The sequence below is a fragment of the Actinopolyspora xinjiangensis genome (assembly GCF_900104475.1).
Lineage (GTDB): Bacteria > Actinomycetota > Actinomycetes > Mycobacteriales > Pseudonocardiaceae > Actinopolyspora > Actinopolyspora xinjiangensis.
This window is the reverse complement of the sequence record NZ_FNJR01000019.1, coordinates 26,594-39,461: the sequence shown is the minus strand read 5'-3', so window position 1 is coordinate 39,461 and position 12,868 is coordinate 26,594. Positions and strand designations below refer to the sequence as shown.

Genomic DNA, 12,868 nt, shown 5'->3' with positions numbered 1-12,868 from the left:
CCGGTGCGCGCGCTCCCACGCTCATGTGGGCGGCCGAGCACGAGGTCGAACCGGCCGTGCTCGACCAGCTGCGCAACATCGCGGCCCTGCCCTGGGTGCACGGCGTCCGGGTGATGCCCGATGTGCACCTGGGCAAGGGCGCCACGGTCGGTTCGGTCATCGCCATGCGGCAGGCCGTTTCCCCGGCCGCCGTCGGGGTGGACATCGGCTGCGGCATGGAGGGCGTCAAGACCTCGCTGCGGGCCGAGGACCTGCCCGCCGACCTCGGCGGAATCCGCGCGAGCATCGAGCGCGCCGTCCCGGTGGGCTTCCGGGCGCACGAGGAGGCCGTGGATCCGGCTCGGCTGGGGCTGGACACCTCGGAGTGGAAGGATCTCTGGAAGCGTTACGGCGAGCTGCACGCGGGAGTGAGCTCGCTGGAGGGCAAGGCGGGCAAACAGCTCGGCACGCTCGGCGGTGGCAACCACTTCATCGAGGTGTGCCTGGACGAGGACGACTCGGTCTGGATCATGCTGCACAGCGGCTCCCGCCACATCGGGAAGCAACTCGCCGAGCAGCACATCGCCGAAGCCCGCGAACTCCCGCACAACCGGGACCTGCCGGACCGCGACCTGGCGGTCTTCGTCGCCGACACGCCGCAGATGACGGCCTACCGGCACGACCTGTTCTGGGCCCAGGAGTACGCCCGCGTGAACCGGCGGATCATGCTCGCGCTGACCACGCGCGCGCTGCGCGGCTGCTTCGCCGACAGGGAGGTGGACTTCCACGAGCCGATCTCCTGCCACCACAACTACGTGGCCGAGGAGACGATCGACGGTCAGCCCATGCTGGTCACCCGCAAGGGAGCGATCCGGGCGGGGAAGGGCGACATGGGGCTCATACCCGGCTCGATGGGAACCGGGTCCTACGTGGTCCGCGGCCTCGGTTCGACCGAGTCCTTCCAGTCGGCGGCGCACGGCGCCGGGCGCAGGATGAGCAGGAACAGGGCCAAGAAGACGTTCGATTCCCAGGACCTGCTGCGGCAGACCTCGGGGGTGGAGTGCCGCAAGGACGACGGGGTGCTCGACGAGATCCCGGGGGCCTACAAGGACATCGACTCCGTCGTCGAGGCACAGGCGGGGCTCGTGGAGGTCGTGGCGAAGCTGCGGCAGGTCGTCTGCGTGAAGGGATGACCGATCCCGTTTCGGAGGCGCGGCGGTTCCCGTCCGCATCGCGGGGTGTTCCGAGCGGCGATTCGTTTCCGTCCGGACCACGGACCCGGTTCGGTCTGCGAGACTGCGCGATCGGGTGCGGTACGTACCTCCGCCGGAGACCCGCACCCTTGTCGAGTCCCTGTACCTGACGGAGAGGCCGCGGCTGGTGAACTCTGCGACGCCGATGGACGAGGACGGGTGGGTTCCCGCGTCGACGGGAACCGAGCGGGAGACCGCGACGGCGGATTCCTCCGGTTACACGATCGACCTCGACCGGGTTCCCGAGGTCGTCGCGGAGCTGCGGCGGGCGTTGCACGCACTGGAGCGTGCCGCCGACGAGGCCCGGGGCAACGAGGATCTGGTCGCGCCGGGCCACGACCCCCACAGTCGTCGTGCCGCGCACGAGATGGGACCGAGACTGGTGGCGGAGTACCTGACCGCCAACGAACGCGAGCAGGAAGAGCTGCGCGCGATGATCTCGGTTGTCGAGAACGCCATGCGCGACTACGACGCGCGCGAGGAGGAGGCGGATCGCGCGCTGCGCTCCGTCTCCGAATGAAGTGGGGCCGTGCCGTCCGGCCCCACGGGCCGGTTCGGTCGAGGTGGACCGGTCCGTCGGGGCGTTTTCCCGCGAACCGCCCGGAACCGAGTTCCGCTTCTGGCAGACTGCGCGGTGACGGGGCCGCATGCGATCGTGCCCGACCGGCGGGCACCTCGTGGCCCCGATCCGAAAGGCGGTGACACGTGGACCGGCCCGATTCGTGGCTCCGTCCCCAGGGAGTGGACGCCGAGACGATCCACCAGTGGTTCCACCACGCTCCCGGCACCGGGAGCCTGGACCAGGCGGCCGAGAGCTGGCGCAGGATAGCGGGTAGGCACGCCGAGGCCGCCGAGCACGTCGACACCGCCGTCAGGCGGTTGGCGGCGTCCTGGAGCGGCGACGCGGCCGAGGCGGTGCGGGATCGTGGCCGCAGGCTTCGTGCCGCGACCGACGACTCGGCCGAGCTCGCCGAGCGGGCCGGAGAGGCGTTGCGGGAGCAGAGCTTCGGGTTCCACGAGGCCAGGAAGCGGGTTCTGGAGGTCGCCGAGCGCTCGACCGCCGCCGATTCCCCGGCCGGGGCCGCCGATCCCGGTTCCGTCGTCGAGGAGTCCGCGACGCTGGGGGACAAGCAGCGCGCGAACCAGGCGGCTCTGGAGGACTACGGAGCCCGCACCGCCGAGAACACCCGGAGCACACCGCGCTTCGTCGAGCCGGGCGGCGAAGCCGACCCGGCACCGACGCACTCGGCGTTCTGGGACTCCTCGGAAGCGGGGACCGACTCCGTGACCGGCCCCGACGAGGTTTCCGGTGCCCACGTGGCCGCGGGGGCCGCGGGGTTGGTCGCCACCGGCGGAGCGGTGCTCGGCGGCGGTGTGCTCAACGAGCGGGTCACCGGGCGTGGCGGGATCAGTGGGCGCGGTTTCCCCGGATTCGCCGGTTCGCGTGGGGACGAGGAGTCCGATGAGGACGCCGAGCACCGGCGCGCCGGGGGGATGTTCGAGGACACGGACCCCGACGAGCTGTTCGGCGCCGCTCCGGGCGCGGTCCCCGCTGTGATCGGTGAGCTGCCCGAGGAGCCCGAGGAGGAACGGGCGTTCGGGCGGTACGGAGTGGCCTAGCCCGCCGTCCGAGTCGTCCGGCGAGGCCGCGAGGTCCGCACCGGGCCGCCGTTCGGGTGATAACTCGACCGAACCCCGGAACGATTTCCCGGCCCGCTCCGGAGGTGCGGCCGAACCGAGGCAGAATTGAGGACACGGTCGCCGGTGGACGGCGCGGGATGGGCGGCGGACCCGGGCCGATGTTCCGCCGCGTCGAAGGGGGTCCGAATGAGCGACAACGGCGGTCCGGCCACGGAACGGCCACGGCGGTTGATCGAATGGACCGGGGAGCGGTGCGTCCCGTGGTCCGACGACGCGCGGGTCATCTACGAGCACTACCACCGCTACGCCCTGGCCGCCCGTCTCGTGCGCGGCAAGCGCGTCCTCGACCTCGCCAGCGGCGAGGGCTTCGGCGCCGCCATGCTCGCCACCCAGGCATCCGAGGTGGTGGGGGTGGACATCGATCGGGAGACCGTGCGGCACGCCGCGAGCAACTACACCGCGCCGAACCTGACGTTCCACACCGGATCGATCACCGATCCCGAGGTGTTGTCGGACGCGGGTTCCTTCGACGTCGTGGTCTGTTTCGAGGCCATCGAGCACGTCGCCGAGCACGACGCCGTGCTCCGGCTCGTCCGCGCCAGGCTCGCCTCCGGCGGGCTGCTGCTGATCAGCACCCCGGACACCGCCGTGTACCACGACGAGCACGGCAACGACAATCCGTTCCACGTCAAGGAGCTCGCGGCCCCGCAGTTCGAGGCGTTGCTGCGGGACTCCTTCCGGCACGTGGCGATGCTCAAGCAGAACGTCGCGGTCGGCTCGCTGGTCACACCCGCCGACCCCGGGGACCCCGACACCGCCGCCGACGGGGTGCGGCTGCAGACCATGCGCCAGCTGGACTCCGGTGGCTGGGAGGTCCGGCAGGGGGTGGACCACACCTACCTGCTGGGGCTGGCCTCCGATCGGCAGTTGCCGCAGCTTCCCGCGGCGGCGGTGCTGCTGGACGCCGACCTCAAGCTCGCGCGGGCCGACGCCGGGCAGGAACGACGCGAGGTCCTGGAACAGCGTGACGCGGCGGTGGCCGACGTCGCCCGGCTCAACGAGCTGTTCCGCACCAACCGGGCCGAGGCCGAGGAGCTCAAGCGCACCATCGGCGAACTGGAGTCGGCGCGCGGAGCCGCCGAGAGCCGCGCCGTCGAGGCCGAGCGGGAGCGGGACGCGCTGCGCGCCGAGCTGCACGAGGTCCGGTCGTGGTGGCGGCGCGAGTCGGCACGCAACGAGTGGCTGCGTGAGACGGTCGGCGAGCTGGAATCCGAACTGGACAAAGCAGGGCGGCGGGTCGCCGAGTTGACCGAGCAGAACTCCGCCCTCGTGCAGCGCGCCGTGACCAGGTATCGCAATGTGGTCGAACGGATCGCCCCGCGCGGCACCACCAGGCGCGACGTCTACGAGATCGCGATGGGCCGGGGAACCTCCGCCTCGCAGGTCACGACCGAGCGGGGGCCGGTGGCCGTGCCGTACGGTGAACAGCCCGAGGTCAGCGTGATCGTGCCCGTGCACGGCGAGTGGGACTACACCAGGCGGTGCCTGCGCAGCCTGGCCGGGCACCGGGCGAGCGCCCCCTTCGAGGTGGTGGTGGTCGACGACGCCTCACCGGACGACAGCGCCGAGCTGCTGGCACGCTGCCCCGGGGTGCGGCTGGTGCGAACCGGGCGCAACCTGGGCTTCGTCGGTGCCTGCAACCTCGGCGCCGAACACGCCCGGGGGCACTACCTGTTCTTCCTCAACAACGACGCCGAGGTCACCGAATCGTGGCTGGACGAGCTGCTCGCGGCGGCCGACTCCGACGAGCGGATCGGCCTTGTCGGTGCCAGGCTGCTCTACCCCGACGGGCGGATGCAGGAGTGCGGCAGCGTCGTGTGGTCCGACGGCACCGGCTGGAACCTCGGCAGGCTCGGCGACCCGGACGCTCCCGAGTACGCCGCGCTGCGCGATGTGGACTACTGTTCGGGCGCCGCGCTGCTGGTGCGTCGTGAACTCTTCGACTCGCTGGGCGGATTCGACACCCGGTACTCGCCCGCCTACTACGAGGACACCGATCTGGCGTTCGGGGTGCGTGCCGCCGGCTACCGCACCGTGGTGCAGCCTCGGGCGGTCGTGGTGCACCACGAGGGGGTCTCCAACGGAACCGAGACCGGTTCGGGGGTCAAACGACACCAGGAGCTCAACCGGCGGTCCTTCGTCGCGAAATGGGAGGACACGCTGCGGGAGCAGCATCTGCCGGAGGCGGACACGCGGGCCCTCTGGCTGGCGCGCGAACGCGGCACGCACGGTCACTTCGGTCCGCTGGTGCTGGTCAAGGACCACCAGGTCCCCCGCCCGGACCACGACTCCGGTTCGGTGCGCATGTGGCGTGTCCTGGAACGGCTGGTCGCCCTGGGGGCCAGGGTCGTGTTCTTCCCGGACAATCACGCCGAACCGCGGCCCTACACCGAGGACCTGCGCAGGCTGGGAGTCACCGTGCTCGCCAGGCAGGAGCACCAGCACGCCTTCCTCGCCGAAGCGGGCTCCGAGATCACGCTGGCGCTGCTGTCCCGTCCGCAGGTCGCCTGGAGCCTGGTGGAGCGGCTGCGGGTGGACGCCCCCGACGCGGTGATCGCCTACGACACGGTGGACATGCACTTCGTCCGCCTGGGGCGGCAGGCAGAGCTGGCCGAGGCCCGGTCGCGGACCTCGGAGGCCGAAGCGCTGCGCCGCAGGGCCTTCGCGTCCCGGCAGTCGGAGATCGGCCTCGTGCGCAGTTGCGACGTGACGCTGGTGGTCTCCGAGGACGAACGACGGATGCTGACCGAACTGGTGGACGACGCCGACGTGCGCGTCCTGTCCAACGTGCACGAGGTCCGCCGGGCGAACGGAGGCCCCGAGGGGCGCGCTGACGTGCTGTTCGTCGGCGGTTTCGATCACCCGCCGAACGTCGACGCGGCCGAGTGGGCGGTCCGGGAGATCATGCCGCTGGTGTGGCGCGAGTGCCCGAGCGCCCGGCTGCACGTCGTGGGCAGCAATCCGCCACCGGAGGTCAACGGGTTGCACGGGCCCGGTGTCGAGGTGCACGGCTGGGTCGACGACCTCGCCGGGATCTACGACCGTGTCAGGGTGACCCTGGCTCCGCTGCGGTTCGGGGCGGGAGTCAAGGGCAAGGTGGGTGAGAGCCTGGCGGCCGGGGTGCCGGTGGTCGGCACCAACCTGGCGCTGGAGGGCATAAGCCTCACCCCCGACCGCGACGTCCCGGTCGCCGATGACGCGGCCGGACTGGCCTCCCGCCTGGTTCGGGTGCTCACCGACGACACCGAGTGGTCCCGCCTGTCCGAAGTGGGTGGAAGCGCCGTCGCCGAGCAGTTCGGGCCGGAGGTCTGCGAGCGTACGCTGCGGGAACTGCTCTCACTCGGCGTGCGGCAGACCTGAAACGGTGGTTTCCGTCGCCGCCGAGTCGGCGGAGCCCACCACCGGCTCGTGGGTGGGCGCCGGACGCGTCCGGCGGGCGCACCCGCCGCCCCGCCCTCCGGGGGTCACTCGCGAACCGTCGGCGGTGTCTTCGCGAGCTGCTGGCTCAGGACGTCCTCGAACAGTGAGCGGGCCTCGCCGTCCGGGGCGTCGAGAGTCTGCACGTCCACGATCACGGTCCAGCTGTGGCTGGTGTAGGCCGTCCGCAGTGTGTCGCCGGAGGAGTAGACCTCGACGCCCCGGTAGGAAAGCTCGTCGATGACCGCCAGCGCCTCCTGCTGCTCCAGGTACTTCCGGGTGAGCCGCTCGGCGGTGGCCTCGTCGGGCATCTCGATGGCGATCAGCGTCGTGCGTACCGGCACGCCCTCGTCGTTGGTCCCGGCGTAGCGGCCGTTGACGATGCCGTTGTTGAGCGCGAACTCGCGGACCGGCCCGAGCAGGGCGCCCGAGTGCGGTCCCTCCAGTGCGCTCCTGCCCAACGGGCCGTTGAACGGGTGCCTCGGCCCTTCGGGGGGCTGGATGAGGACTTCCTCGGCGTTGCCCGGCGCCGGTTTGGCGGGAGGCGGCTCCGGCAGCGGCGGTGTCGTCGAGGTGGGGGTCGAGCTGCTGGTGACCGGCGGTGGCGTCGCCCGGGGTGGTTCGTCGGCGGAGACGAAGTAGAACACAGCCGCGACGACGAGGCCCACCATCAGCACGCCGCCGACGGTGATCCCCACAGTCTTGCCCTTACTGGAGGACTTGCCCACCGTCTCGAAGACCTCGGGGCCCTGCCGCATCCAGCTGGTGTCACCGTGTTCCGGTGGAAGGTCTGAGTTGCCCCAGGGAGTGCCGCCGCTGTCACCGGTGCCCCAGTACTGCCCCCACTGGAACTGTTCGTGTGCCTGTCCGTGCTGGGGTTGTCCCTGGCTCGGCCAGCCTCCCGGCGGACTGGGCGGTTGCTGCTGGTAGCCCTGCTGCGGGAACCCCTGCCCGGCGGGGGGCTGCGCCCCGCTGTTGCGCACCACCTGGGTGCTTTCCGACTGGCCGTCGGCGTCCCCGCCGTACTGCTGCCAGCTGAACGCGGGTGGGAACGGGCTCTGCGGGGTCCCCGCCTGTCCTCCGTGGGGTCCCGAGCTCTGGGCCGCGTCGCCGGAGTGCCGAGGCCAGGAGGTCGCACCGCCGGAATCCGGTCCCGGATCGGGCTGCTGCGTCGGGAAACCGTCCGATGGGCCGCCCGATTGCTCCGCTTGGACGCGGCCCAGCACGGCGTCGCGCCGTTGCCGGTACTCCTCGGCGGAGATCTGTCCCGCCGCGAGTTCCGCGTCCAGTTGTTGCAGCTCGTCTTGCCAGGTCACCGCTGAGCCCTTTCCGGATCGCACGGCCGCGCCCCAACCGCGACCGTTCTCCATCATCGCACCCCCGAGGGCCCGGTGTGGTCACTACCCGGAAACGATCGTGCTGACGAGCCCGTGCGGAGTCCGTCTCGGAGAAGTCCTCGTGCGGCAGTGTTCGGGCCCGCCGCGATGCCCCGCTCGGCGTGTGCCGCGAGGAGTTGCCCGAGGGAACCGGCCGCGGACAGCCGCGTGCCTCACCGGCCGCGGACAGCCGCGTGCCTCACCGGGCGCGGTCGCCCGTGAACGCTGGGCCCGGGCAGCACGGCGCGGAGGTTAGGCTACGTCGCGTCGCCGCAGTCGTACGGGTGAGGTCGCGGGATGGGTGAACGCGCGCCACACGTCGGTCACACGCGTCCCGGCACGCGTCCCGCTCGGTTCGCCGAGCCCAGTCACGGGTTCGCCTGGCTGCGGATGATCGGGGCGCTGGTCGTCATCTACGGCCACAGTTATCCGCTGGTCAGCGGCAACGAGATGTTCCCTCCGGAGTGGCCGGTCCAGCCCGACCACGGGCTGCTCATGGGGTTCTTCGCCATGAGCGGTTTCCAGATCACCGGTAGCTGGATCGGTGATCCGCATCCGCTGCGGTTCGCGGTCAAACGCGTGCTCCGGCTCTGGCCGCCCATGCTGAGCGTCTCGTTGTTCGTCGCCCTGGTGCTCGGACCGCTGGTGACCACGCTGCCACTGGAGGACTACTTCGCCGCGCGCCCCACCTGGGGGTACGTGGTCAACAACGCGGGCATGCTGACGCTGCGGCACTACGTCCCGGGGGTGTTCGAGGACAACCCCTGGGACGGCTCGGTGAATGGTTCACTGTGGACACTTCCGATGGAGCTGATCGCCTACGCCGGGCTGTGGGTGCTGTTGCTGTTGGGGGCGGCGCGCCGACGCGAGCGGTGGCTGGCGTTGCTGGCCCTCGTGGTGCTCGTGGTCGTGGACCGCAGGTTGGCGCACGCTCCAGGGGCCGACACCGGTGGTTCGCTGCTGAGCGTGCCCGTCGAGCCGCTGCTGTCCTTCTCGGTGGCCTTCGCCATCGGCGTCGTGCTGCGGCTCTACCCGGTTCCCCGATCACCCCTGGCGGCGACGAGCGGGTTGCTCGCGCTGGCGGCCATGCCGATGAGTGAGGTCACCTCGTTCTGGATGTGCATCGCGGTCAGCTACGCGGTGATCGTCTTCGGGCACCACTGGCCCGCCCGGGCGAGCGTGCCGGGGACCTGGGTCAACGGTAGTTACGGCGTCTACGTCTGGGCCTTCCCCATCCAGCAGACCCTCGTGCTGGCGGGGGTTGGAAACCAGTGGCTGCTGCTGGGGCTGGCGGCACCGATCGCCTACGTGGTGGGCACGTTGTCGTGGAAGTTCGTCGAGGAACCCACCATGCGGTTGCGCCACTACCTGGTGCCGCACCGCGCGCGGAGTTCCCACCGAGCCGGGGAGCCGCTCGGGGAGCCCTCGGGCGCCCCGGGGCACGCACCGGAGCAGGAGCGAGGGGAGGAGGCCCGGGAAACCGTGTTTCCGGGAGCCGATTCCTCGGGCGTCGACGGCCCGCCCACCGAACCGATCCACACTTCAACGGTCCTGCCGGTGGAGTCGGCCGAGGAGCGAACCTCCCCGGTGCTGCCGCGCGTCCCCGCCGGTGAGGGCGACGGAGTGGACGAGGACGCCGGCCACCGGGAGCGCGGACGGTGGTGAGCCACGAGCCGGTTCCCGGCGCGGTCCTCCGGGATCCCGGGTCGTTCCCGTTCGCGGCCGGTTCGGCCGCGTCGCCGCGTATCCTCGGGGCATGGCACTGTTCGGCAACAAGACCCGCATGATCGAGCCCGCCGAGGCGCTGCCGGGCCGTTCCACCCCGTTGAACGTCCCCGAGCGGCACGCCGTGTACCCGGACCGCTCCATCGTGGGGCCCTTCCCGGAGGGAACCGAGCGCGCGGTGCTCGGCATGGGGTGCTTCTGGGGCGCGGAGCGGACCTTCTGGCGCACCGAGGGGGTCTGGACCACCGCCGTGGGGTACGCGGGCGGTTACACCCCCAACCCCACCTATGAGGAGGTGTGCAGCGGTATGACCGGGCACGCCGAGGTCGTGCTGGTGGTGTTCGACCCGGCGGTGATCGACTACGCCGGTGTGCTCCGGGTGTTCTGGGAGAACCACGACCCGACGCAGGGGCTGCGGCAGGGCAACGACGTCGGCTCGCAGTACCGCTCGGCCGTCCTGACCGTCGACGAGCGGCAGCGGGAGGTGGCCGAGGCGAGTCGGGAGCGGTTCCAGCGGGCGCTCACCGATGCCGGGCACGGCGCCATCACGACCGAGGTGGCTCCGCTCGGCGAGTTCTACTACGCGGAGGGGTACCACCAGCAGTATCTCTCGGACGCGAAGAACCCGAACGGATACTGCGGCATCGGTGGGACCGGGGTCGCCTGCCCCACCGGGCTGGCCGTGTAACGGACGCTCCGGCCGTACGCACCGCGTACATTTCGCGAGAGATCGCGTGGGCCGGACGTGATCCGTCCCGGCGCCGCAACGGTGGCGCCGGGACGGGTTTCCCGCTCACGGCCGATTCACCGGCACTTCGGCTCGGTGGCCTCGTCCGTGCGCGGCTGTGGGACCGTGCGCCGGGCATCAGCTGAGGTTGACGTCCGAGCAGGTGTAGAACGCGTTGGCGGTGTCGGCGACCTCCCAAACACCGAAGATCAGGTGCTTGCCGCTCTTGTCGCTGGGCAGCTGCCCGGTGTGGGTGACGGTGAAGTCGGGCTGCTCACCGTTGTAGTTCACCGTGAAGAACGGGTCCAGCTCCAGGTCGCTGCGGGTCAGCGGCTGGCTCGGGTCGTAGCTGTCCTTCGTGATGAAGTAGCGGAACGACTCGGTGGAGTGAGCCGCCGTGAGCTTCCAGCGGAACTGCAGGTCCTGCCCCGCGTTCAGCTCGGTGGCGGGCCAGTCGCCACCGCGCGGGTCGTCCAGCTCGGAGAACCGGCTGTTGCCCCCGCTGCAAAGTTGGCCGTCGGACGGTCCCTGGGCGGGGAAGTTGCCCGGTCCCTCCACGCTCTGCGGCTCCCACTGGATGGAGCCGCAGTTGCTGACCGTACCGTCGGCGCACAGCGCCTGCCTGCTCATCGGGTTCTGCGTGTAGCCGTGGCCCGCCGCGGCCCCCGAGGTGACCATGGGCAGCGCCAGCGGTACGACCGCGAAGGCGGCGATGCCGAGTGCCCGTCGGATGCGTTTGGTGAGCATGGGTGCTCCCTTCGTCGCTGTTTGGTAACGGGAAAAGCTACGGACGTTCTTCGGGGCGTCGGCAGCTCCGTTTCGCGTAATTCGGGGCGGATGATCACCATCACTTTGGTCCAGACCTCATGGCCAGTTCTGGTCTAGACCTGTAGTCCGAATGGGCGAGTGCGCCACTCTGACAGGTGGGAAGCGCGCTCGTCTCTTGCGCCGTTCCCCGGCTGCGCCGAGCATGCGGGGATGAGTGACAACGTTTACCGGGTAACGGAGATCGTCGGTACCTCCGACCAGGGGCTCGACGACGCCATCCGCAAGGGGGTACACCGCGCGTCGCGGACGCTGCGAGAGGTCGACTGGTTCGAGGTGTCCGAGATCAGAGGGCACGTCGCCGAGGGCGAGGTGGCGCACTTCCAGGTGGGTCTCAAGGTCGGTTTCCGGCTGGAGGAATGAGGAACTCGTTGACCGGTTCACACGAGGGATCGAGTGACGGCCCCTAGTGTCCGTACCGGGCCGGACCGCCGCGACCTGTCGTCAAGACGGGGCTGTCACGATGAGAGAACCCGCCGGGAAATTCCCGGCGGGTTCTCTCGTGGAGCGGATGACGGGATTCGAACCCGCGACCCTCACCTTGGCAAGGTGATGCGCTACCGCTGCGCTACATCCGCGTGCTTGGTTTTCACATCCGCACCGGCTCCCCGCCGCTGCTGCTGAATACTCTAACCCATCCCGGAGAGACCCCCGACAAGGGGGTCCCCGTGTGGGCGTCGCCCCGTGCGGCGCGGCCCTACGCCCCGCACGGGGAGCCGGCTCAAGGGGCCGCGCGCGTCGGCTCGATCCGCAGCAGCACCCGCTGTTCGGCCCGCATGGCCGCGCGGTACCGCTCCCAGTCCTCGTGCTCGCCCGAGACGGCGCGGTAGTACTCCTCCAACAGCGGCATCGCCTCGGGCAGCCGCACCGTCTCGGCCGTGCCGTCGAGCTGGACCCACCGGCCGAAGAACTCGTCGGGGAGCACGCACAGCGACACGTGCGGGTCCCTGGCGATGTTGGCCACCTTGGCGGTGTTCGCCGTGGTGCTGACGGTGACACGACCGCCGGCGTCCACGGTGGCCAGCACCGGGCTCAACTGCGGTGAGCCGTCGGAGCGCCGGGTCGCCAGCACCGCGTGGTGCTGCTCGCGCACGATCGCGCGTGCCTGGTCCAGATCCATCGGTCCTCCCTGCTCCGGCCGTTTCGGCCGGACCGGCTTGGGTGGTGGGCCGTCCCGCGGCGGACGGACGGCGGCTGCTCGACTCCTCCGGAAGAGTAAGACCGCGGTCTTGTTCGACGCATTCGCGGAGTCCGCGCGGTACGGTGGGATCACGGTTGCCGATCAACCGGGGACGGGCCGTCACGGTCCCGGACCTGTTCGACCAGTGCGTGGAGGCGGTAATGAACCGCGCGGTACGTGGTTCCGACGGGCGGAGATGGACCCTGAAGACCAATATCGAGTGGAGCGATCCGCTCCAGGTCGACGAGTGGGAGCTCGACGTCAGCGGCGGTCGTTCACCCGGCTTGGTGATGGGCACGGTCGTGATCGTGATGATCGGTACGTTCCTGGTCTGGACCCCTTCCGCCGTGGTCGTCCCGGGCTGGTTGATCCTGGCCCTGCTGGTGCTGGTGCTGTTCTTCCCGGTTCGCTGGCTGGTGCGCAGGCCGTGGACGATCATCGCCGACACCCCCGGTGACACCGACGAACACCCGCCGGAGCGCTGGGTCGGTGTGGTGCGGGGCGCGCTCACCGCCAGGCAGGAGAGCGCGCGGGTGGCGCGCAACATCGAGCTCTACGCCGAACCCGACATGAACGGAGCCCTGCAACCGGTCGAGTGATCAGCCGCCATATGGGGTAGCGGGGAAACCGGCGAACCGTTCACCGACTCACGGGGTTCACTGGTCGTGACTTCCTTGATTCCTCA

11 protein-coding genes and 1 tRNA gene are annotated in these 12,868 nt (G+C 70.6%); 8 read left to right on the top strand and 4 right to left on the bottom strand.

The window, feature by feature from the left end:
* The first annotated feature begins 23 nt into the window (after window positions 1-23).
* The 4 genes from BLQ75_RS21710 to BLQ75_RS21695 all read left to right on the top strand — a co-directional run bounded on the left by BLQ75_RS21710 (window position 24) and on the right by BLQ75_RS21695 (window position 6,293).
* Window positions 24-1,172, top strand: coding sequence for an RtcB family protein (locus BLQ75_RS21710; protein ID WP_092604549.1), 1,149 nt, complete (start codon window positions 24-26; stop codon window positions 1,170-1,172).
* A gap of 187 nt (window positions 1,173-1,359) precedes the next feature.
* Entirely contained in the window at window positions 1,360-1,752 is a 393-nt protein-coding gene (locus BLQ75_RS21705; RefSeq protein ID WP_139183064.1) for a hypothetical protein, read from the top strand.
* A 185-nt stretch (window positions 1,753-1,937) separates the two neighbouring features.
* Window positions 1,938-2,852 (top strand): WXG100 family type VII secretion target, encoded by a 915-nt coding sequence (locus BLQ75_RS21700; protein WP_092604528.1) that lies wholly within the window; start codon window positions 1,938-1,940, stop codon window positions 2,850-2,852.
* Window positions 2,853-3,059: 207 nt separating this feature from the next.
* Window positions 3,060-6,293, top strand: a complete 3,234-nt coding sequence (locus BLQ75_RS21695) for a glycosyltransferase (RefSeq protein WP_092604527.1) — start codon at window positions 3,060-3,062, stop codon at window positions 6,291-6,293.
* A gap of 104 nt (window positions 6,294-6,397) precedes the next feature.
* Here the strand turns inward: BLQ75_RS21695 and BLQ75_RS21690 are convergent, their stop codons facing one another.
* The gene (locus tag BLQ75_RS21690; RefSeq protein WP_092604548.1) at window positions 6,398-7,666 is read right to left on the bottom strand and encodes an SHOCT domain-containing protein; all 1,269 of its coding nucleotides are present in this window, start codon (window positions 7,664-7,666) and stop codon (window positions 6,398-6,400) included.
* A gap of 357 nt (window positions 7,667-8,023) precedes the next feature.
* On the opposite strand from BLQ75_RS21690, the gene BLQ75_RS21685 reads away from it, so the two are divergent.
* Both BLQ75_RS21685 and msrA read left to right on the top strand, forming a co-directional pair.
* Window positions 8,024-9,391, top strand: coding sequence for an acyltransferase family protein (locus BLQ75_RS21685; protein ID WP_092604526.1), 1,368 nt, complete (start codon window positions 8,024-8,026; stop codon window positions 9,389-9,391).
* Between the two features lie 91 nt (window positions 9,392-9,482).
* The gene (msrA, locus tag BLQ75_RS21680; protein ID WP_092604547.1) at window positions 9,483-10,139 is read left to right on the top strand and encodes a peptide-methionine (S)-S-oxide reductase MsrA; all 657 of its coding nucleotides are present in this window, start codon (window positions 9,483-9,485) and stop codon (window positions 10,137-10,139) included.
* 177 nt (window positions 10,140-10,316) lie between these two features.
* Here the strand turns inward: msrA and BLQ75_RS21675 are convergent, their stop codons facing one another.
* Window positions 10,317-10,925, bottom strand: a complete 609-nt coding sequence (locus tag BLQ75_RS21675) for a lytic polysaccharide monooxygenase auxiliary activity family 9 protein (protein WP_092604525.1) — start codon at window positions 10,923-10,925, stop codon at window positions 10,317-10,319.
* 231 nt (window positions 10,926-11,156) lie between these two features.
* On the opposite strand from BLQ75_RS21675, the gene BLQ75_RS21670 reads away from it, so the two are divergent.
* Entirely contained in the window at window positions 11,157-11,366 is a 210-nt protein-coding gene (locus tag BLQ75_RS21670) for a dodecin (protein WP_092604524.1), read from the top strand.
* A 140-nt stretch (window positions 11,367-11,506) separates the two neighbouring features.
* Here BLQ75_RS21670 and BLQ75_RS21665 read toward each other — a convergent pair.
* Window positions 11,507-11,581: transfer RNA gene (locus BLQ75_RS21665), tRNA-Gly, on the bottom strand.
* Between the two features lie 143 nt (window positions 11,582-11,724).
* Window positions 11,725-12,123: a PPOX class F420-dependent oxidoreductase gene (locus tag BLQ75_RS21660; RefSeq protein WP_092604523.1), complete on the bottom strand. Its 399-nt coding sequence runs from the start codon at window positions 12,121-12,123 to the stop codon at window positions 11,725-11,727.
* Window positions 12,124-12,344: 221 nt separating this feature from the next.
* On the opposite strand from BLQ75_RS21660, the gene BLQ75_RS21655 reads away from it, so the two are divergent.
* Window positions 12,345-12,782 (top strand): DUF983 domain-containing protein, encoded by a 438-nt coding sequence (locus BLQ75_RS21655; protein ID WP_092604546.1) that lies wholly within the window; start codon window positions 12,345-12,347, stop codon window positions 12,780-12,782.
* The last annotated feature ends 86 nt before the right edge of the window (window positions 12,783-12,868 follow it).

Coding starts and splice junctions, on each gene's coding strand:
- BLQ75_RS21710 (WP_092604549.1), top strand. CDS start 24: ATGTGGGCGGCCGAGCACGAGGTCGAACCGGCCGTGCTCGACCAGCTG.
- BLQ75_RS21695 (WP_092604527.1), top strand. CDS start 3,060: ATGAGCGACAACGGCGGTCCGGCCACGGAACGGCCACGGCGGTTGATC.
- BLQ75_RS21685 (WP_092604526.1), top strand. CDS start 8,024: ATGGGTGAACGCGCGCCACACGTCGGTCACACGCGTCCCGGCACGCGT.
- msrA (WP_092604547.1), top strand. CDS start 9,483: ATGGCACTGTTCGGCAACAAGACCCGCATGATCGAGCCCGCCGAGGCG.
- BLQ75_RS21675 (WP_092604525.1), bottom strand. CDS start 10,925: ATGCTCACCAAACGCATCCGACGGGCACTCGGCATCGCCGCCTTCGCG.
- BLQ75_RS21670 (WP_092604524.1), top strand. CDS start 11,157: ATGAGTGACAACGTTTACCGGGTAACGGAGATCGTCGGTACCTCCGAC.
- BLQ75_RS21660 (WP_092604523.1), bottom strand. CDS start 12,123: ATGGATCTGGACCAGGCACGCGCGATCGTGCGCGAGCAGCACCACGCG.
- BLQ75_RS21655 (WP_092604546.1), top strand. CDS start 12,345: ATGAACCGCGCGGTACGTGGTTCCGACGGGCGGAGATGGACCCTGAAG.